Origin of the sequence: Shewanella sp. SM71 (genome assembly GCF_025653905.1) — a bacterium.
Classification (GTDB): Bacteria; Pseudomonadota; Gammaproteobacteria; order Enterobacterales; family Shewanellaceae; genus Shewanella; species Shewanella oncorhynchi.
Genome location: NZ_JAKKRW010000001.1, coordinates 238,333 through 255,487, shown reverse-complemented (window position 1 = coordinate 255,487; position 17,155 = coordinate 238,333). Strand labels below are relative to the sequence as shown.

26 protein-coding genes are annotated in these 17,155 nt (G+C 49.2%); 3 read left to right on the top strand and 23 right to left on the bottom strand.

Going from position 1 to position 17,155, the window contains the following annotated elements; translation table 11 throughout:
* The 10 genes from L5L97_RS01180 to L5L97_RS01135 all read right to left on the bottom strand — a co-directional run bounded on the left by L5L97_RS01180 (position 1) and on the right by L5L97_RS01135 (position 7,077).
* Positions 1-204 (bottom strand): TraR/DksA C4-type zinc finger protein, encoded by a 204-nt coding sequence (locus tag L5L97_RS01180; protein ID WP_263180863.1) that lies wholly within the window; start codon positions 202-204, stop codon positions 1-3.
* A 14-nt stretch (positions 205-218) separates the two neighbouring features.
* Positions 219-668 carry a DUF2597 family protein gene (locus L5L97_RS01175; RefSeq protein WP_259578095.1) on the bottom strand — a complete coding sequence of 150 codons (450 nt, stop codon included), beginning with the start codon at positions 666-668 and terminating at the stop codon, positions 219-221.
* Between the two features lie 11 nt (positions 669-679).
* The gene (locus L5L97_RS01170) at positions 680-1,786 is read right to left on the bottom strand and encodes a DUF2586 domain-containing protein (RefSeq protein ID WP_263180861.1); all 1,107 of its coding nucleotides are present in this window, start codon (positions 1,784-1,786) and stop codon (positions 680-682) included.
* 2 nt (positions 1,787-1,788) lie between these two features.
* The gene (locus L5L97_RS01165) at positions 1,789-2,553 is read right to left on the bottom strand and encodes a phage virion morphogenesis protein (protein ID WP_263180860.1); all 765 of its coding nucleotides are present in this window, start codon (positions 2,551-2,553) and stop codon (positions 1,789-1,791) included.
* Positions 2,550-3,017, bottom strand: a complete 468-nt coding sequence (locus tag L5L97_RS01160) for a phage tail protein (RefSeq protein ID WP_263180859.1) — start codon at positions 3,015-3,017, stop codon at positions 2,550-2,552. The genes L5L97_RS01165 and L5L97_RS01160 overlap by 4 nt, the downstream gene beginning before the upstream one ends.
* The gene (locus L5L97_RS01155; RefSeq protein WP_263180858.1) at positions 3,014-3,505 is read right to left on the bottom strand and encodes a head completion/stabilization protein; all 492 of its coding nucleotides are present in this window, start codon (positions 3,503-3,505) and stop codon (positions 3,014-3,016) included. The genes L5L97_RS01160 and L5L97_RS01155 overlap by 4 nt, the downstream gene beginning before the upstream one ends.
* Before the next feature lie 156 nt (positions 3,506-3,661).
* Positions 3,662-4,315 carry a phage terminase small subunit gene (gpM, locus tag L5L97_RS01150; RefSeq protein WP_263181009.1) on the bottom strand — a complete coding sequence of 218 codons (654 nt, stop codon included), beginning with the start codon at positions 4,313-4,315 and terminating at the stop codon, positions 3,662-3,664.
* Positions 4,316-4,362: 47 nt separating this feature from the next.
* Positions 4,363-4,980, bottom strand: coding sequence for a hypothetical protein (locus tag L5L97_RS01145; RefSeq protein WP_263180856.1), 618 nt, complete (start codon positions 4,978-4,980; stop codon positions 4,363-4,365).
* 77 nt (positions 4,981-5,057) lie between these two features.
* Positions 5,058-6,101, bottom strand: coding sequence for a phage major capsid protein, P2 family (locus tag L5L97_RS01140; RefSeq protein WP_259482037.1), 1,044 nt, complete (start codon positions 6,099-6,101; stop codon positions 5,058-5,060).
* Between the two features lie 49 nt (positions 6,102-6,150).
* On the bottom strand, positions 6,151-7,077 hold the full coding sequence (locus L5L97_RS01135; protein ID WP_263180854.1) for a GPO family capsid scaffolding protein: 927 nt from the start codon (positions 7,075-7,077) through the stop codon (positions 6,151-6,153).
* 191 nt (positions 7,078-7,268) lie between these two features.
* Between L5L97_RS01135 and L5L97_RS01130 the strand changes: the two genes are divergently transcribed.
* From L5L97_RS01130 to L5L97_RS01120, 3 genes are all read left to right on the top strand, one after another.
* On the top strand, positions 7,269-9,089 hold the full coding sequence (locus tag L5L97_RS01130; protein WP_263180852.1) for a terminase large subunit domain-containing protein: 1,821 nt from the start codon (positions 7,269-7,271) through the stop codon (positions 9,087-9,089).
* Complete coding sequence (locus L5L97_RS01125) at positions 9,071-10,117, top strand: phage portal protein (RefSeq protein WP_263180851.1); 1,047 nt, start codon at positions 9,071-9,073, stop codon at positions 10,115-10,117. The genes L5L97_RS01130 and L5L97_RS01125 overlap by 19 nt, the downstream gene beginning before the upstream one ends.
* A gap of 119 nt (positions 10,118-10,236) precedes the next feature.
* A complete protein-coding gene (locus tag L5L97_RS01120) occupies positions 10,237-10,485 on the top strand; it encodes an ogr/Delta-like zinc finger family protein (RefSeq protein WP_263180850.1) in 249 nt (82 codons plus the stop codon).
* Here the strand turns inward: L5L97_RS01120 and L5L97_RS01115 are convergent.
* From L5L97_RS01115 to L5L97_RS01055, 13 genes are all read right to left on the bottom strand, one after another.
* On the bottom strand, positions 10,474-10,641 hold the full coding sequence (locus tag L5L97_RS01115; RefSeq protein ID WP_263180848.1) for a hypothetical protein: 168 nt from the start codon (positions 10,639-10,641) through the stop codon (positions 10,474-10,476). The genes L5L97_RS01120 and L5L97_RS01115 overlap by 12 nt on opposite strands.
* Before the next feature lie 125 nt (positions 10,642-10,766).
* Positions 10,767-11,507, bottom strand: a complete 741-nt coding sequence (locus L5L97_RS01110; protein ID WP_263180847.1) for a Rha family transcriptional regulator — start codon at positions 11,505-11,507, stop codon at positions 10,767-10,769.
* Between the two features lie 305 nt (positions 11,508-11,812).
* A complete protein-coding gene (locus tag L5L97_RS01105) occupies positions 11,813-12,097 on the bottom strand; it encodes an adhesin biosynthesis transcription regulatory family protein (protein WP_263180846.1) in 285 nt (94 codons plus the stop codon).
* On the bottom strand, positions 12,090-12,455 hold the full coding sequence (locus tag L5L97_RS01100; RefSeq protein WP_263180845.1) for a hypothetical protein: 366 nt from the start codon (positions 12,453-12,455) through the stop codon (positions 12,090-12,092). The genes L5L97_RS01105 and L5L97_RS01100 overlap by 8 nt, the downstream gene beginning before the upstream one ends.
* Positions 12,439-12,693, bottom strand: a complete 255-nt coding sequence (locus L5L97_RS01095; RefSeq protein ID WP_263180844.1) for a hypothetical protein — start codon at positions 12,691-12,693, stop codon at positions 12,439-12,441. Before L5L97_RS01095 ends, L5L97_RS01100 begins: the two co-directional genes overlap by 17 nt.
* Positions 12,677-15,004: a replication endonuclease gene (locus L5L97_RS01090; RefSeq protein WP_263180843.1), complete on the bottom strand. Its 2,328-nt coding sequence runs from the start codon at positions 15,002-15,004 to the stop codon at positions 12,677-12,679. The genes L5L97_RS01095 and L5L97_RS01090 overlap by 17 nt, the downstream gene beginning before the upstream one ends.
* Positions 15,004-15,243: a hypothetical protein gene (locus L5L97_RS01085; protein WP_263180842.1), complete on the bottom strand. Its 240-nt coding sequence runs from the start codon at positions 15,241-15,243 to the stop codon at positions 15,004-15,006. The genes L5L97_RS01090 and L5L97_RS01085 overlap by 1 nt, the downstream gene beginning before the upstream one ends.
* Positions 15,240-15,671: a hypothetical protein gene (locus tag L5L97_RS01080; RefSeq protein ID WP_263180841.1), complete on the bottom strand. Its 432-nt coding sequence runs from the start codon at positions 15,669-15,671 to the stop codon at positions 15,240-15,242. Before L5L97_RS01080 ends, L5L97_RS01085 begins: the two co-directional genes overlap by 4 nt.
* Positions 15,668-16,123 carry a hypothetical protein gene (locus L5L97_RS01075; RefSeq protein WP_263180840.1) on the bottom strand — a complete coding sequence of 152 codons (456 nt, stop codon included), beginning with the start codon at positions 16,121-16,123 and terminating at the stop codon, positions 15,668-15,670. The genes L5L97_RS01080 and L5L97_RS01075 overlap by 4 nt, the downstream gene beginning before the upstream one ends.
* Entirely contained in the window at positions 16,120-16,344 is a 225-nt protein-coding gene (locus L5L97_RS01070; protein ID WP_263180839.1) for a hypothetical protein, read from the bottom strand. The genes L5L97_RS01075 and L5L97_RS01070 overlap by 4 nt, the downstream gene beginning before the upstream one ends.
* Positions 16,341-16,592 carry a hypothetical protein gene (locus L5L97_RS01065; RefSeq protein ID WP_263180838.1) on the bottom strand — a complete coding sequence of 84 codons (252 nt, stop codon included), beginning with the start codon at positions 16,590-16,592 and terminating at the stop codon, positions 16,341-16,343. The genes L5L97_RS01070 and L5L97_RS01065 overlap by 4 nt, the downstream gene beginning before the upstream one ends.
* Positions 16,589-16,870, bottom strand: coding sequence for a hypothetical protein (locus L5L97_RS01060; RefSeq protein ID WP_263180837.1), 282 nt, complete (start codon positions 16,868-16,870; stop codon positions 16,589-16,591). The genes L5L97_RS01065 and L5L97_RS01060 overlap by 4 nt, the downstream gene beginning before the upstream one ends.
* Before the next feature lie 2 nt (positions 16,871-16,872).
* Complete coding sequence (locus L5L97_RS01055) at positions 16,873-17,112, bottom strand: hypothetical protein (RefSeq protein WP_263180836.1); 240 nt, start codon at positions 17,110-17,112, stop codon at positions 16,873-16,875.
* Between the last annotated feature and the right edge of the window lie 43 nt (positions 17,113-17,155).

Here is a 17,155-nt window from a genome sequence, read left to right as displayed (position 1 = left end):
TCATTTCTCACTTAGGCTTTGGCACTCAGTGCACAGTTGCACGCCTTTTATTGCGCTGCGGCGGCCTTCTGGTATGTCGTTGCCACACTCGGCGCAGTCCGTTGCGCTTGGTGGTACTGGCTTGGCTGCTAGTGCTTTGCGGTGCTGCTCGAAGCGGTGCTCTGCGCGTAGCTGCTCACGGGTGACTAAATCCACTGCATCCATTCTCTATCTAGTCCTTACTGCTTGATGTTTTCGATTTCTTCAGGGCGCAGGTATGGCACGCCGTTGATATGCACAAAGTCAGGATCCGTTACATCAAACGGGATTTTGAACAAACTGGCTTGGCCGCCTTTTTTGTCGACGTCGAGCAAGTCGCTTAATTTGATGCGGCAGCCGAACGCTTCGACTTTCACTTCATCCTTAGCGGTTTTGCCATAAAACATCATGTCGAACACTTTCATGCCGCGCCAAGATCCTGCTGATTTAGCCTCGTTAGAGATCAGGTCAAATTGGCTGGCATTAACTGACAGTTCACCGCTGGCCGCGACGTCGCCGTCGACAAAACCATCCGGTATGCCGCTGGTTTGGCTGACCGCGCTGTTGTCGGTGATGGTTAAGGTGCAAGTGTCAACATGGATCATGGTGTCGCCCATGGTGACGTTAAAATTCATTCCAGATAAACGCATGGCGGCGACTCCTAGTTAGTGGACAGATCTAGCAAGATGTTGACGGTGATTTCTTTAGGGCTGTCGTACGGACGGATGATCATGTAAATGGTCACCGCTTTGTTACTTGTCCACACAATGGTGATGTCGCCATCGCGTGGCGGCTGAATATCACCTGGGAACTGCCTACCTAAAATCACCGTGCTTTTGCTCATGTTGCGCAGCGGCTTCATAAAGTGGGCTTTGTTTAACTCGATGCTGGCTGGCGTGGAGTTAAGCGCGCGATCAGCAATGCGGCGAATCGCTAAAATACGCACTTCGCGGCTGGCTTTGTGCACAGGGCGCAAATGCTCAATGTACTGATAATCACCGCCTGCGGCGTCGAGCGTTGTTCCGTCTCCCCAGTAGATGCCCTCTAGGTCTGGATACCACTGCGGCACGCTAAAGCGCGCATTGGCTAAGGTTTCGAGCGTGGCTAGCGTGAGCGGTTTTTCGGCGCTATCTACTGGCGCAACACCTAAGCCCATCACTGAGCCCGTGGCGACGCGCATTGGGCTGTCGGCAATGCTGACGGCACGATTGCATAAGCGGCCAGCGAGTACGCCGACGTTATTGCCATGCAGCTGCGGCACAGGGATGACCAAGTGCGCGGCAATACCCGCTTGCAGTCCCACCATTGCGGTTTCGTACTGCTGCCACGTTTGGGTGGCAACGTCGATACCCGCAACGGCGGCGAGGCCTGATACAAAGCGGCCGTGGCTGGCTTGTAGGCTGGCTAAGTAATCATGCTTGGCGCTTAGGTTTGCTGCGCTGATTGTGATGTCACAGAACACCACCATTTCAAAGCTTTGCACTTCGTTGGCGGCGGTGATGGCGTCGAATAGGTCTTCATCGGCGGCCAGTGGATACACAGCGGCGGTCCAGTTTTGTCCGGCATTAAGCTGGGCGGCTATCAACTGTTTACGCAAGGCGCTATCAGCAAAGTTCGCCTCGATATCGGTTTGCGCGCCAATACTAAATAGCTGGCTTTCTTCATCGACATGACCTGCACGTCCGATATAAAGGAAGTGGCGCTCGATGGCGTTAATGTCACCTTGGCCTTGATTGAGATTGTTAACTTGAACTTTACCTAGTGACATTTTTAGCCCCTTATGTCTTGTTTTTTAACGTTCCAGCCGAAGTTAATGCCTTGCATTACCCGCTTGAAAATCTTGTTTTGCTCAGCTTCTGTTGCACCTAGCGTGTTGCGTTTTGGCAATTTGATAGTCCATGTTTGGCTAGTGCTTTTGCTTGCATCATTTAGTTCGGTGATTAAAAAGCCTGCCTGTATGTAACTCAGGTTTGCGGTTATCCAACCTGCCGTGGCGCGAACGTATGCCCCGCGTTTTTTACGCTGGGTCGTTTCTTCTTTAGAGACTCGACGGCGCATACCTAATTTGACGAGGAAGCGCGCTTGATTTCTGGTCGCGTTACCTTTATCGAGGCCTTTTTTTGCTTCATAGCGCGCCATTGCTGCCGAATAGTCGGCTTTATTTCTGGTGATGCTCGCGCCCTGTGCGTGCATGTTGGCGATCACCCCTGTGGAGTAATTGCCTTTGCCCGGTATCGATGGTTGAAAATACACTTTTGCGGTTGGTTCATTGTCTTTTGGCTTACTAACCGCCATGTATTTAGGTAATGTCCTAAACATTTTGTCGCGCTGCTTTCCGCCTTTACGCTTGCGCTTAATTGGCTGCCACGGTGAACCGTCAGGATCCCTTTGCTGTTTTGCATTGGTTTTTGATTTGTTGCGCACGCTATCCGCGATACGCCACATTGCCCGAGCGCGTTTTTTTGGTGGCAGTGCTAACGCTGCCAATTGCAGTAAGGTGTCATCGAAGTGACTTACATTCACTTTGATGTTCATTGCTCACCCCGATTAATCAGATCAACCTGTTCAGCCCAGTTGATGGGGATATTTTCAAGGCGGTATTTTTTACCCATGTAAGGAATATTGCCTTGCTCATCTTCGACGATGCCTAAGTCATCCACTAAGTCGATGCTGATGATCATTTGGGCGTGGTCGTCGCTGATGATGTCGATATCAATAGCTGGCTCTGATAGGCCGTATTCTTCCTGCGGCCAGTCGTTGTCAGATAGCCATGCGGCTAAAATCGCTAAGATGGTGTACGGGTTAAATTTTGTGTGTGGTAAACGCTCAATAGCGATCACTGCACTGTGCCGCCATTTAGCGATATTGATGCCTTCGCCTAAGTCGTCTTGGATAATGTGCAGTTGGCCGTCTGTTTGCCATGCGTCGATATCGTTTGGCTTAACGTATGGTTTTAATGTGTTGAGTAAGTGCAATGTCAACGCGTTAAGTTGGCTCATAGCGAGTGCACTCCGGCACGGCCAAGGCCGAGCAATAGGCGCACGCCGCGGTTAGATTGCGCGAGGATCGCTTGTTGCTGGTCTACGTCTTGGGCTTTGTTGTTGCCCGCATCTTTTTGGTCGACGGCAGAAAAATAACCCAGCAAATCGGCATGGGAACGGGCGTACACAGCCCCGCGGTAAATGCTAATTTGCTGCGCACTAAAGTTAGGCGCCAGACTCGCGTCTAGGGTAAAGGGGACGTCCGTGTCAGTGCTTGCCTGCCCTACAAGGTTGCCTGTTACATAGTTACCTGTTACATAATGAAGAATTTGCTGCTGGATTTCGGCCACGCTGCGGTTGAGTGAGTCTTCAATGGCTTTTTCTGAAAAAAATTCAGGGATGCGGCGCAGTTCGCGAAATTCGCCTGTCGATAATTCGGGCCAGCCGCTAGCCGCATCGATAACGATGCTTGGCTCTGCTGGTGCTTGAAATCCGAATCCGCTCATTGCTGGCCTGCTCTCTGTTCAAAAGAGTAAGCCGCTCAAGGCTGTACTCTTTGCTTAAATTGGGTTCAGTGCGGTTAACGTCGACGTGGTTTTTAACAGTCACCCGTTAAACACTCGGTTAGCGCACTGGAGGGTTGGGAGTCGTTCCCGTGCGGCTTAGGTGCTTTTTAAGCTGTCATCAACAATGCCTTGGCTGGCAAAGTCTTCTAACGCCCTAAGTCGCATCGCTATCTTGTTACGTACCGTTTTTACTTGAGCATGCTTGTGCAAGCTTGCGGCCTTTTCGAGCAGTCGATCCGCTTGAGTAAGCCGCTCCACGTCACCGATGTGGCTTGGGGTAATGTCGCCGTTTGCTGCGCGTAGTAATGCGAGGCCCGCAAACTTGTAATATTTGGCGGTAACAGGTTCCGGCAGTTTCCAATCGTTGCGAACGCGCGTAAACACAGTGCCGAAATACGGCTCAATACTGCTGCCGTTTTCCGCTTGAGCCTCCGCCCAATCGAATACGGTGTCGGAAATAAAGCTCGGCCATTTGCGGCGAATGGTTTGCGGCATGGGTTGACCAAGTGCGATCGCTTTGAAGGCGTACTCGATACCACGCCCCAGATCGCCCACGTCAAATAGCCACACAGCGCAATAAGCAAAAATAGGGTTATCGCTAATTCCATCATTTGGTTTGCTCGCTTTCTCGGTTAAATACTCTTCGACGATTGGCAGCCATTTAGGCAGTAGTACGTCGCGTTTGTGGGCGATTTTGTCGGCCCGTCGTTCAAAGGCTTTGAGCCGCTTGAGGTCTGCATCTAACTCGATGAGTTGTAAATGCAGGCTGGGCGCGTGCTCGGCGTTGCCTGTTAGCTTTACTTTTTCGAGCTGCGTTTGGGCGCGGCGGCTTTCGCGCCACGCGAGGATGCGGGCGCCGCCGACGGCTTTTTTAGCTCTGCGGTCGCTTCTTTCAGTTCGGCCGCCACTTGGCCGAGATCGTCGGTGGTGTAGGCAAGCGAACTGGCGCTATCGTCTACAGCGCCAGCGGCGTTTTCTAAGTTGGTGGCGGCGGATTCAATATCACCGGCTGCGCTGCTTACCTTGTCGGCGGATTCGCTGACTTTATCGGCGGCATCAATGGCGGTTTCTGCAGCGTCACTCACAGTGGCGGCGCTGTCTTCGAGTTCTGCTGCGTGATCGATGATGCTGGTGATGTTGCCTTGTTCGTCAGTGGTGACGGTGGCTTGCGCGGTTTGGTCTGATTCGTCAGCGAGGTCAAATTGCCGATTCATTTTTTCAAAGAATTTCTCTTTTTCTTCTGCTGCATTACGGCCTTGCTCAATGGCGCCATCAACATCACAGCCGAGTAGATATGCAAGTAAGTGCAGCGCTTCGTTTTCTGGCGCTGGCGCGGCTGTTGTTTCATTAGCTGTTGGGCTTTGTTGGGCTTTTGCAGCCTCACGGCGCTTTTTAAAATTGGCGATGGCACTCATGGCAATGTCCTGCGTTGGTGTTCGGTGGAGTTGATAGCTAGGCACTGATTAGGTGCCTAGGCTTGCTTACTTATTGATTAAGCTGGCTGCGCGCCGATGGTCATTAAATCTTCATCGACTGCGGCATAGGCTTCATACTCTTCAATCGCATAACCTTCGTTGCGCCAGTATTTGTCCTCATGCTGCTTGCGGTCTTCGCTGTTTTCAGACTTACGTGATGAGGTATTTTTCTGGGTGTAAAGGTGCATGTTTGATAACGGCGTAACGACAATGCGTTTACCTGGGAAAAACGGTGGTGTGTAGGCGCGCAAACCACCGATTGATTTATCCATTTGCTGAGCGGCCACTTTTTCAGAGGGCTTATCGGCAAGGTTCATCATCTTAATTTGTGCTGCGGCAACTAGGTCGCTGCCGACTAACACCACTAAACGAGGGTCATTACGCATTGATGGATGAATTAACGTGAGGCGCAAATCGGTCACGATTGCATCTAACGTTTTATATTCGTGAGATTTTAAGGCGTTTACGTCTGCATCTGGGTTAAAGTAAATTTCCTCACCCATGATTTGGTCTGGTGCGTTTTCTTTTACTAACTGATGCCAACCTTTGTTAACGTCTTCACCGTTCGGGTTAGCGACAGGATCAGTATCACCAGCGGCGATAGTTTTACCGTTAAAGCCGATGCGGATCATGTCTAACGCGAAACGCTTAGTTGCGTTTTCTTTCATGAGTTTTAAAAACTCATTTGGATTGCCGCTGTTTGCCCACGTTGATAACAGGTTCCATTTTAGTGATGCACAAGAATCTGTTTCTTTAAGTTCAAATTTGTTGCCACCTACGCCCTGATCGGTATTAAAGCGGCCATTCACTTTTCGGCCCGTTGCAATACCGTAATCGCCCACGTTAACGACTTGACCTTGCATTTGGTCTACTTGCAATGCGGTGATCATGCCGAGGAAATCGACAGACTCTAGTAACGCTGCTCGCAGCTTGGTTTCCATCGGCGCGCTAATGCTGAACTGCTTACTGGCGTCGTCTACGCCGTAGGCTTTTGCTACACCTGCCGAGTATTTAGGCAGTAACTTTGCCGCTTCGGCGTTTAAAATTTGCATTTGGCTCATGGTTCTTTTCCCGTTCTAAAATTCGTTAAGGCGTTAATTTCGCGCCAAGTTAGATAAAGCTAATGCTTTCGCCAGTACCTGTTGGGTTTGGCTCTTGGTTCGGCGCTTCGGCGCTTAATGCGTTGAACTTGGTTTCCATGCCGCCCACTTTCGCAACAAGGCCGTTGATGCTTTCGCTTAACTTGCTGAACTGTTCGGCGGTGATGCCTGTGGCTTCAGTCGTGGCCGCTGGCACTGTGGTGGTAACGGGTTCAGTTGTGGTTGTGGTCGTTTCCGCTTCAGGCTTTTTGCCAAAGGCTTCTACCTTGCCGTCCAGTTCGCCTACTTTCGTTGCTAGGCCATTAACTACGCCCATGAGCGTTTCAAATTGCTGTTTGTCCATTGGTGGTTCCTCGGGGTGGTCTGTTGCCGCTTCCTGTTTAGGGTCTGGCGCTTGAGTTGAAAATAAGCTAACTAACTTGCTGAACAGGCTGGCGGCTTCCGTGGCCTTATCCGTTGGTTTTTGGTCTTCTGTGCTGGCGAGTGGGTAGCTCATAACAAGCTGTTCCGGTGCGCCATATTTATGATTTGCTAAGCGGTCTTTAACTGAGAACTTAAGGCGATCAGTACCTAGGCTTGCTGGTTCGTCTGTGACGCCAAGGCCTGTTAGATAGGCTTTTCCAGTACCCGCAAAATTAGGATCGAGTTCGATTGATGAGTAGACTTTCTGGTCTTGTTCGTTTGCTAATATCAGTTGTGAATTAGGGGTAAGTTTGCAGAATAGGCATAATTTGCCGTCAATTTCTTCGGCTTTAACTTCTACTACATCACCCCACGCGCCATACCAGCGACGATGATCAGGCCAAATTCTGGCGCCATAGGTTTTTGCGTTATAGGTTTCGGCAATGTCGACAATCCATTGGCGCTGAATAGGTACGTTTTGAAAGGTGTTCCCTTCTGTGGCGATACGTAGCCAGTCTGTCACCAGTTGAGTCATGTTTTTGCCTGCCCATTTGCTAAAAAATTACCTTTAAGGCCTACAGCTTAAGGCGTTTGCAAGTGGGCGGCACTTGGCAAACTTCGGCGCAATTCCGATTTTTGCTAAATCGGAATTGATAGGAAAATTAGTCAGTTAATACGGCTCTGCAAACCAATACACTGGCGCTATGTATTCGTTAACGATGGCGTTTGACCGCATTTATGGCCTATTCACCCGAGATCCGCGAGGCAGCAAAACGGCTGTATTTAAAGCGTTGGACGCCCGAGGAGATCCGCCTCGATTTAGACCTGCCTAATACCCGCATAATTTATTTTTGGGCGGCGAAATACGGTTGGAGTGATTTGCTGCGTGAGGAAGAAGTCGACGAGGCGATTGCGCGCCGCATTGTGCTGTTGACGGATATTCAGGATAAAAGCGGTAATCAGATAAAAGAGTTAGACATGCTGATTAACCAGCATGTGCGGCTTAAAAAACAGCGGGTAGATTCTGAACGTAAGTTATCAGCTGATGATAACCAAGGCACTGGTGAGCGCCAATCTGGCGCTAAGTCAGGCGCTCATGCAAGTAAGTCGGGAGCTGATAACGGCAAAGCGCCGCGCAATGGCCGCAAGCCTAAAAACGATATTAGCGATTTAACGCCTGAGGATTTCGAGCCTTGGGTTGATAGCTTGTTTGAGTATCAAAAGCTAATGCGGGCGGTGAAGAATGATCCCACTAAGCCACGAACGCGCAACGTGCTTAAGTCGCGGCAGATTGGTTTTACCTATGGCTGTGCGGGTGAAGCGTTTGAAGATGCGGTACTGACTGGCGAAAACCAGATATTTATCTCAGCGACTCGAGCACAGGCTGAGGTGTTTCGTTCGTACATTATCAAGATCGTGCGTAACTTTTTTGAAATTGAGTTAACAGGTAATCCGATTGTATTAAGCAATGGTGCCGAACTGCACTTTTTAGCGACTAGCGCTAACTCTGCTCAATCCCGCTCTGGCAACGTTTATGTCGACGAATATTTCTGGATTAAAGACTTTAAAAAGGTGAGCGCAGTTGTTACCGCTTGTGCAACTCAAACCCGCTTCCATAAAACCTATTTTTCAACTCCCAGCGCTAAAAACCACCCTGCTTACCCGTTTTGGACGGGTGAAGATTGGAAGGGCGACAATAAAACCCGTGAATTTATTGAATTCCCCAAAGATGCTGAATTAAAAGACGGCGGCCGCGTTTGCCCTGATAAGCAATGGCGCTACATCATTGACGTTGAAACCGCTGTGGCTATGGGTTGCAACTTAATCGACCCTGCAGAGTTGCAAGAAGAATACAGCCCTGAGATTTATGCAAACCTGTATTTGTGTGTGTTCGTTGATGATAGCGCCTCGGTGTTCAAGTTCGATGCACTTTCTAAGCTGATGATTGAGGCGAGCAAATGGCAAGACTTTAAGCCCGGTGAAGCGCGGCCGTTTGGCAATCGTGAAGTGTGGCTTGGTTATGATCCGTCGCGTACTCGTGACAATGCCTGCTTAGTGGTGGTTGCTCCGCCGATTGGCGATAAAGAAAAGTTTCGCTGCCTTGAGCGGCATTACTGGCGCGGGCTCAATTTTCAGCATCATGTGAGCGAAATAGAAAAAGTGTTTAAGCGTTATAACGTGACCTATTTGGGTGTTGATACTACCGGTATTGGTGGCGGTGTTTGGGACACGATTCACGGACTGCACCCACGCGAGGCGGTAGCAATTCACTACAGCAATGAAAACAAAAATCGCCTGGTGATGAAGATGATCGATGTGGTGGAAGGTAACCGCTTACAACTCGATCAAGATATGAAGGATTTACCTGCGGCGTTTATGGCAATTAAGCGCGGCATGAGTGGCAGCGGCAATATGATGACATTCAAAGCTGATCGCTCTGAAAAGGTCGGCCATGCCGACGGATTTTGGGCGTTAAGCCACGCCATTATCAATGAACCCCTTAACTATTTACATAAGAGAACATCATCATGGGCGATGCAACACTAACGGCCGCGAACGACGACACACTGACTACTGACGCTAATGGCCCCGCTAAAACGGTGGTGTTTAGCATGCCCGAAACCGTGATGCCGAATATGTGGCTAACGGATTATGATTCGTTGTATTTCAACCAAAACTACGACTACTGGGAACCGCCTGTCGATAGGCAGCTGCTGGCGAACTTGACCCGCCGTAATGCGCAACACGGCGGCATAGTGCAAAGTCGGGCGAATATGGCGACGGCGCGCTATACGGCTGGCGGCATGAGCACGCAGGAAATTGGCGCGGCGTTTTTAAACTGCATTCAGTTTGGCGATGTGGCGTTACTGAAGATCCGCAATGGCTTTGGGCAAGTGCTGCGTTTGTTCCCGCTTCCCAGTTACCGCACCCGCGTGGCGGGTGACGGCGGCGCAGTGGTGCTTGAGCGGGAAAACACGGTTAAGACTTATAAAGCCAAAGACATTATTTGGGTGCGAGTGTATGACCCAGTTCAGCAAGTGTATGGCTGCCCCGATTATTTAGGCGGCTTACAATCAGCGCTATTGAATGAAGATTCAACCTTGTTCCGCCGTAAATACTATATTAACGGCGCGCACATGGGCTTTATCTTGTATTCCACTGACCCGAATTTAGATGCGGAAGTCGAGAAAGATATCAAAGAGAAAATCCAAGAATCGAAGGGCGTGGGTAATTTTAAGTCACTGTTTGTGAATATCCCTAACGGTAAAGAGAAAGGGATTCAGATTATCCCTGTGGGTAATTTTGAATCGAAAGACGAGTTTTTTAACGTCAAGGCGGTATCGGCGCAAGATGTGTTTAACGCGCATCGGTTCCCCGCGGGTTTGGGCGGGATGATCCCGACGAACACGGCTGGCCTTGGCGACCCGACTAAGTATGATGAAGTGTATTTTAAGAGTGAAACCCGCACGCTGATCAACATGTTTGTGGATGCGGTGAATCGTGACCCCGAGATCGGCAGCAAGTTAAAACTGGTGTTTGATATGACCACAGGCAGCCAAAGCGCAGCGGTTTAGTGCTCATTTACTGATTTGTATTGTGCAAAAGCCCTCAATTGAGGGCTTTACTGTTTAAAAAAACAGTGTGTTGGCTTACACTATGCGCAGCTCATTTTGCAGACGATTGGGAGATCGGGATGCGGATTTTATGCCCTACGTGCCACAAGAAAGCGATTATCGGTAAAACTTACCGCTTAAGTGCTGCCCATGCGAATTTGTATTGCTCGTGCACGGACCCCGAGTGTGGCCATACCTTTGTGACTAATGTGTCGTTTAGCCACACGTTAAACCCATCTGCAAAAAATACCACCGAGATTATTACCGCGTTAGCCAAAGCGCTGTCCCCCGATCAGCGCAAGGCTTTGCAACGTGAACTAGCTTTCTAGATTATCTTGCTGATAATGCGCCAGAACCTGCGCCATCATTAATACAGTCAAATCTTTTTTATTTTGGTTAGTTTGCTCGGCATATAAATCAACCAACATCTGCATTTGTTCTACTAATAGCGCTTTTTCGTCCATTTTATTTGTCTCGATTGGCACACCTTATGGTGCCTGCCCTATTATTCACATCTTCAAAATCGCGCAACCCCCGAAATTTCCTTAGGAAATTTTAATTATCTTCTGTGACAATCAAGCCCTCTAATGAGGGCTTTTTGTTTATTGATTTAGGCATTCATTCGATATTGCCGAATATCCAGGCTGGCGTTGTATTTGGCTAAGTGCTCGTGAATGTTTTCCCATAATTCGTCGATATTGCGAAATACCAAGTTTACATCAGGCAAGCTAAATACATTGTGCTGACGAGTAAAACGCGGCGTGGTGCCGTCTTGGTTGCCAATGCCAAAACTGATACACGCGCCATGTTTTCCGCTGGCGGTGGGTTGCACCACGACGCGCACGTGCCATATCCAAAAAGTGGGTACGTGACAGCGTTCTATTCTGGCGGGGATCCAGTTTGAGTCGAAGTATTCTGGCAATGGTGTGTGGGTAAGTTTGTACTGGGCTTGATAGCTTGCGTATTGGCGTGGCGGCTTGGGTGGCTGGTTTTTATGGGTTATTGCAATACTGGCGCTAAGCTGTTGTAGGCGCTGTGCCATGGCATTAAAGCGCTCGATATAGGCTTCTTTTATCGCTGCGGCTTTTTTACCTGTAAAGCCCATCACCAGAAACATAAAGCCGTCTTTTGTTATTTCCCACATCGGCAACTTTCTACCCGTCGAGTCACGGTATTCACTGGCCGTAAAATTGCGGTCAGTGAAGTCGGCAGAGCAATCGAGTGATTTTAATTTTCGTAATACGTCGTCATGGCGTTTGCCAAAGGCTTCGGCAATCTTTATGGAAGTGGTGCGAACGTCGCCGTGGTGTTCGATAACGGCATCATTGGGAAGCAAAGCGATATGATTCATGGTGATACTCCTTGGGTTTAGTAAGAAGCCATCACTTTCAGGTTCGAATCTGAGTTGGTGATGGGCTGAGCAAGGTTCGAACTACCGTCCCAAGGAAACGGCCAGCCAAATGGCTGCCTCACCCAGCCCACCATAGAAGTGGTGCGCCGAGTCACGCAATAAAAAACCAGCTCTAGGCTGGCGACAATTGCGCCTTGGGATAATTCAGGGTTCGAATCCTGACACTGGATTTTGCCAGTGCAAGCGGATAATAGCCCCTCTTTAGGCGTATTGTCAAAGTTTGCGCTTTATGTTTTTAACACCTTTTATCTGGTGTGGTTTTCTGTTGTGGCTGTTACCGCCATGCTTTTGGCGGCGACGTACTGCATAGCAAGATCCGCTTTGCTGTTTAATTTAGCGAGTGCGGCGCTAAAGTGCTGCTGGGTTACGCCGTAACGGGCATAGCAACGGCTCGGTGGGAACCCTTCGACTAAGTGCGCCCTCAGCGCATTTTGCTTGGCTTCACTGGTGATGCCTGTCATTGCAAGTAGTAGTTCAAATTGGTCAGGCTTTTCACAGCCTTGTATGAGTACTTTTATTTTCTTAACCATGATTCTTACCTGTTCTATTGGCTAACGCTTGGCGCAATGCTTCGCGTTCGGCTGGTGTTGGCATAGCCTCATGTTGATCTAATGTTGGCGGTGTTGGCTGGCCGCTGGCTTTGACTGCGGCATAGTGGCGCTTGGCGGCTACAATACCGTTGAGCACTTTTCGACAGCGTTCGCGTTCTTCCTCAGGCTGAGATTCAAGCCATTGTTTTATTCGGTTCTTGCCATCTTTAAATTTGGCGTTCATATCGAGCACTTCTTTACAGCGCTGATAACTTGCAAGGCAATCGGCGGTTTCTGTATAGGCCGCTTCGATTTTTTGGCGTTCTTCCACTGTGATTAGGTTAAAAAGGCTCATCATCAAAGTCCTCTTGTGGTTGTTCACTTTCGGCAATGATAATGGCGGCCATTTGTTCAGGTGTTGTGAAGATATACGCCATTTCAGCGGCACACTTAGCACAGGCATTAGTTTCATTACGTTGTTCTGCTGTGATAAAGCAACCACAGGAACAGCAGTGTTGTTGACGCAATCGCTTAGCTTTTGGACTTTCTTTTAATGTCGAAAAGTGGTTAGCGTTTATTTTAAAATTCTTCATCATCGTCCTCATAGTCATCGTCGAAAGCGGTTGATTTTTCAATTGGTTTATCTATGTATGGGAAGGCGTATTTGTCATTTTTATGCAGTTTTATCACCTCGCCCAACTGTGCCAATGCGACTTTGGCGGTGGCTGGCGACATGTCGGCAATCCAGTGCTCTACGTCGCGATCACCATCGAGCACACGCCACGCTTGCTGGCGCAACTGCTGTTTAAGGTCGTTATCCATAGTGCGTTGCATGGCATCGAACTGATTATTTAATCCGGCATCGTCGTAATCGCCGACGGTACGGGAGTTAAACGGCTGGCGACTGACGATAAGCATGCCGCTGCGCAGCCGAATGAACTGATGCGAGCCGTTAACGACGGAATCAATCACAGCCCCCGCACGTAGGCGTTTAAGATCATCCGCGTCGAGCCCCAGTTTTTTACCCTCTTGGATTAAGAGACGATCCTTATTCGGGATCTTTTCACTGGTTTTGATCGACTGCGTACAGTTATTGCCAGTGCTCCAAGTGGCGCGGTTGTCACCGCTTCTAACGTCAAGAGCAGGAGCAAGATCAAAAGCACAATCAAAAGCCAAGTCAAAAGCCCGTTCCTCGGCGCTGGGTGGCTCTTTGGCTGACTCTGGCGAGCGGATTTCCCAGCCGTCGAGGCGGGTATTGATTGGGGTGTGGTTTTCGAGCGACATCACGCCCATGATTTTTTGCACGTCTTCGCCGTAAGTATTGGCGCCGTCGTGGGTGACTTTGGCGAGTTGTACTGGCCTTTCGGCACGTTTGCAGAATGTGCCGCCCATGACCTCGACATAGCGCGACCAGTTGCTATTGTCGGCGGCGTGGCGTGCCAGTTCGATAATGTCGTCAAAGTCGATGGCCTCACGTAGGCGGCGCAGCTCGCGCCAAACCGTAACGCTAGGACCACCGATTTGTTGAAACTGGCGAATATTCCATGTGCTGGCCCACGCCGCGACATTTTGCGCGCCGTGTTCGCCGCTGGTTTCGGCTTCGTAGTCGTCATCGACTTGAAAGCCGTCGATATTTTTGGCGATGTATTTAGCGATGTAACCTGTGGCGCTGCCCTTGGCTGGATCAATGGTTTTAAAGTCAAAGCGTGGCTGATAACGCTTATGTTCGTTTTCAATGTCATGCGGCGCGTTACCAAAGTCGTGCAAATCATGCTGCAGCGCATAACTGCGGATGATTGATCTGGCAGCCTCTAACTGTTCCGGCTTGAAAAATAGCAATAGATGCCAATGCGGCGTGGCGTCGTGGTGCGGCTCGACCACACGAAAGCCAAATACTTCGATATCTTCGCGGGCTAATTTGCTGCGGGCTTTGGCCCATTGATGGCAAAGATAGGCTTGGGTTTGCTTTGGGGTTGCGCCGTCGTAACGCTTGTTGGAGTAGGTTTTGCCCTTTTTGCTTTTACCCCATGAGTGATAACGGCTTGGGGCTGTCCATGTGTAAAACTCGCCTACGCAGCCTTGCTCGACGGCTAAATCTTCAAAGCCGCGCATACGGACCATGAGTTCAGCTCGGCGCACTTCTGGGTTAGCAATAGATGCGGCAACGGCATCGGCAAGGCTTAACTCGATGCCGTGTTCTTCGTTGACGACCATCATGCTATTTAGCCATGCGGCGTTAGCGCGCTTGCGGGCTTTGTACTGTTTAAAGGCGTGATGGCTGACGTAAGGCGATACACCGCCGCGCACTTTGCCGACGATGATGGCGACGTGCTCTTCGTAATGGGTATAGGCTTTGTCGAGTTTGCGTTGCCACCAAGCCTCGTCGGTTAGGCGTGCAATCGCGCCCGCGATCATGTCGTACATGGCGGGCGATTCATCAAATAAACCGCTGGCTTTTTTATCGCCGTAGTTTTTAAAGCTGGGCAACATGGGGCAAAACTGCCATTGGTCGGCGGGTTGCTTTACGCCTTTTAGCAGTTCAAGTGCATCAACTTGCACTGTGCCAAACTGCGTCATGTTGTTGAGTATGCTGGCGCAACGGTCGGCCCATTCGGTGCCGATGCTGGCGCGGCGGTCGTCGGTTTTTAGGTGGTAAATGGGGATCGGGAATTGCTGCATGATGAGGCGCAGCGACTTACAGCGTTTACGCAGCCAAATGTTGGCGCTACGGCCAAGGTTAAGCGCACGGCGCTTGCGGCAGTATTCACGAAAGAGGGTTACTGCCACATCTTCGGGTAAGTCGATAAGCTCTTTTACCGACCAGTTTAGGTCGGTAATCGCGTGCGGCGTGGTAAAAATAGCCGTCACATTGACGGCTGATTTACGGACCAAATCATCGTGAGTCATTAGGCGTCGTCGCCTTCTACGTCATCGTCGGCAAAGTCATTTATATCGATACCGATACAAATGCACTCGGCTGTTGGCGGGGCTGTCATTTGTCGCCAGTTCGGTTCTAGGCAGTCGTCTAAAAACATTTGGCTTGCAAGTTCACCCATGCGCCCATGTGCGCAAACATAATCGATCAGCTCTTGGGCGTATGGGGTGATTTGTGACTGTGATTCTGTGGTTAAAAAGCGAGTGCTCATAAGCCACCCAGCTTTTTAATTTCGCGTGATAATCCTCGTGATAACAAAGCCCACTCGATGGCGTCTTGACGGAAAAAGATTTCATCGTCTTGAATACCTGCGATTTTTGCCGTATTCAAAAATTCTTTTGAAAGCTTACGCTCTATATCTGCAAAATTTTTAATGTATTCCAAGTTAACTGGCTTCATTTTATTGATGGCGCAATAGTGATTAAACTCATCGCGCGTCATCCAAACGAGGTCTTGGCTTGGGAATAGAAACCACTTCTTTTCTATTTCAGCAAAGCAGCGGTCAATATTTGCGTGCAATTTTGTTTGCATTTCTTCTGGCGTTGCTGGCTCGCCGACTTGATCGAAACCTGCGAAAAAATCACCGATTTCAGATTGGATAAGCTGTTTAAATTCGATAATTGATTGATGGTCGCTCATAGGCCACCCGCTTCAACTGAAACTGAATGATTTTCTTTGCGATACTGCTCTACTGTTTTCCCAAAGTGCTCTTCTGCACATGCATGACAAAACCACTCTTTACAGTACAGGCACTTATACATGAGCATCAAAGATCGGCTTAAGCCACAGCCACATGTAATGATGGCTAACCTTACAGTTACCCCTTCTAATTCCTGTTTAACTGTTTCTTGAATTTGCTTATCAACACGATGCTTTTTTTCTTGAAAATCATTTATATCTATGTCAACTAACTCAAAACTTTGTTTATTATCTAATAATATTTCTGTTGCCGTTTTTAACGTATCAGCTTCCGTGAACCACTTTGCGCCCTCTATTGACTTCGCTACTATTAAAGTGCCCTCTGAAAAACCGCAGTAATAAGGCTCTCCTAATATTGTTTTTATCTTTATAGCGACTGTTTTATGGCTCATAGCGTTCCCCTTAATTCTTCCAAACTGATACCCATCTCTTTGGCGATGGCAATGTCTTCGATGCGGCGATTGATTTCACGCTGGGCACGCTTTTGCGCACTGACGTTGACACGAGTGGCGAACGGCTGGCCGTCGCTGCGAATGCCGTTAACGACATCGGCGCGTCTTGGATTTCCGCGCTTGTAGCCGAACTCGGCTAAGATTTGGCTGTGCTGGCTCATGCTTTATTCACCTTATCGTCGCCAGAAACTTCTTTAGCTGCTTCATCTTCTATGGCGTTTAACCATTGGCACATAATGGTTCCAAATCTATCCAACTCTTTTACTACTACCCCATAAGTAACAAACTTTGCCTTTTCACAGGCATCATCCGAATTGGCATATTGAATTGCATGATTTACGGCTTTCTCCTGAAAGTTTTTATTTAACTCCAAAAACGCTTCATACAATTTATTTGATGATTTGTTCATGCCGCTGCCCTCGACAGGTATAAATCGTTAAAATCAAACATGGCGTTATTTAATGCATTGCAAAGGTCCGATAATGTGGGATCTGCTAATGCAAACAGCGCAACACTCTCTAACCCCATGCCCATACCGCGATAGGTTGCTGCGCTGGTTGGTAAACCTCGTTCTAGCGCGTTGGCGTGGCGTGAATACACATCTGCCATGAGTTTGCGCATGGCTAAATGCTGCGGATTGCTTAAGTCAAATTGCGGCCCGTTGGCCGCTGTGGTTTGTGTGCTCATGATCAAGCCGCCTGTATTTGTTGAACTGCGATGTTATTGCGGATGGCGATTAAGCGAATGCCAATGGTTTTGCCGACGGCTGGCGCGAGAATGTCGGCCACGGCTTTGAGGGATTCGAGCACTGCTTCGACCATTTCGCGGTCAGCTGGCGTGCTGAGTTTAAGAGTGGAGATAACGCGGTTGGCCTCGTTAGTGATGGCTTGCGCTGGGGTGATGTGTGCTGCTATGCTTGGTTTCATCATTTGGTGTGTCCTCATTGAATGATTGGGCCATAACCGTTACCGC

Bases quoted from the DNA above. Each gene is read 5' to 3' on its own strand.
- L5L97_RS01095 (WP_263180844.1), bottom strand. From the start codon at position 12,693: ATGATGAAGAATTTTAAAATAAACGCTAACCACTTTTCGACATTAAAA.
- L5L97_RS01110 (WP_263180847.1), bottom strand. From the start codon at position 11,507: ATGAATCATATCGCTTTGCTTCCCAATGATGCCGTTATCGAACACCAC.
- L5L97_RS01140 (WP_259482037.1), bottom strand. From the start codon at position 6,101: ATGAGCCAAATGCAAATTTTAAACGCCGAAGCGGCAAAGTTACTGCCT.
- L5L97_RS01180 (WP_263180863.1), bottom strand. From the start codon at position 204: ATGGATGCAGTGGATTTAGTCACCCGTGAGCAGCTACGCGCAGAGCAC.
- L5L97_RS01070 (WP_263180839.1), bottom strand. From the start codon at position 16,344: ATGAGCCAGCACAGCCAAATCTTAGCCGAGTTCGGCTACAAGCGCGGA.
- L5L97_RS01155 (WP_263180858.1), bottom strand. From the start codon at position 3,505: ATGAGCGGATTCGGATTTCAAGCACCAGCAGAGCCAAGCATCGTTATC.
- L5L97_RS01145 (WP_263180856.1), bottom strand. From the start codon at position 4,980: ATGAGTGCCATCGCCAATTTTAAAAAGCGCCGTGAGGCTGCAAAAGCC.
- L5L97_RS01160 (WP_263180859.1), bottom strand. From the start codon at position 3,017: ATGAGCCAACTTAACGCGTTGACATTGCACTTACTCAACACATTAAAA.
- L5L97_RS01165 (WP_263180860.1), bottom strand. From the start codon at position 2,553: ATGAACATCAAAGTGAATGTAAGTCACTTCGATGACACCTTACTGCAA.
- L5L97_RS01170 (WP_263180861.1), bottom strand. From the start codon at position 1,786: ATGTCACTAGGTAAAGTTCAAGTTAACAATCTCAATCAAGGCCAAGGT.
- L5L97_RS01100 (WP_263180845.1), bottom strand. From the start codon at position 12,455: ATGATGAGCCTTTTTAACCTAATCACAGTGGAAGAACGCCAAAAAATC.
- L5L97_RS01105 (WP_263180846.1), bottom strand. From the start codon at position 12,097: ATGGTTAAGAAAATAAAAGTACTCATACAAGGCTGTGAAAAGCCTGAC.
- L5L97_RS01120 (WP_263180850.1), top strand. From the start codon at position 10,237: ATGCGGATTTTATGCCCTACGTGCCACAAGAAAGCGATTATCGGTAAA.
- L5L97_RS01175 (WP_259578095.1), bottom strand. From the start codon at position 668: ATGCGTTTATCTGGAATGAATTTTAACGTCACCATGGGCGACACCATG.
- L5L97_RS01085 (WP_263180842.1), bottom strand. From the start codon at position 15,243: ATGAGCACTCGCTTTTTAACCACAGAATCACAGTCACAAATCACCCCA.
- L5L97_RS01090 (WP_263180843.1), bottom strand. From the start codon at position 15,004: ATGACTCACGATGATTTGGTCCGTAAATCAGCCGTCAATGTGACGGCT.
- L5L97_RS01065 (WP_263180838.1), bottom strand. From the start codon at position 16,592: ATGAACAAATCATCAAATAAATTGTATGAAGCGTTTTTGGAGTTAAAT.
- L5L97_RS01125 (WP_263180851.1), top strand. From the start codon at position 9,071: ATGGGCGATGCAACACTAACGGCCGCGAACGACGACACACTGACTACT.
- L5L97_RS01135 (WP_263180854.1), bottom strand. From the start codon at position 7,077: ATGACTCAACTGGTGACAGACTGGCTACGTATCGCCACAGAAGGGAAC.
- L5L97_RS01075 (WP_263180840.1), bottom strand. From the start codon at position 16,123: ATGAGCCATAAAACAGTCGCTATAAAGATAAAAACAATATTAGGAGAG.
- L5L97_RS01080 (WP_263180841.1), bottom strand. From the start codon at position 15,671: ATGAGCGACCATCAATCAATTATCGAATTTAAACAGCTTATCCAATCT.
- L5L97_RS01055 (WP_263180836.1), bottom strand. From the start codon at position 17,112: ATGATGAAACCAAGCATAGCAGCACACATCACCCCAGCGCAAGCCATC.
- L5L97_RS01060 (WP_263180837.1), bottom strand. From the start codon at position 16,870: ATGAGCACACAAACCACAGCGGCCAACGGGCCGCAATTTGACTTAAGC.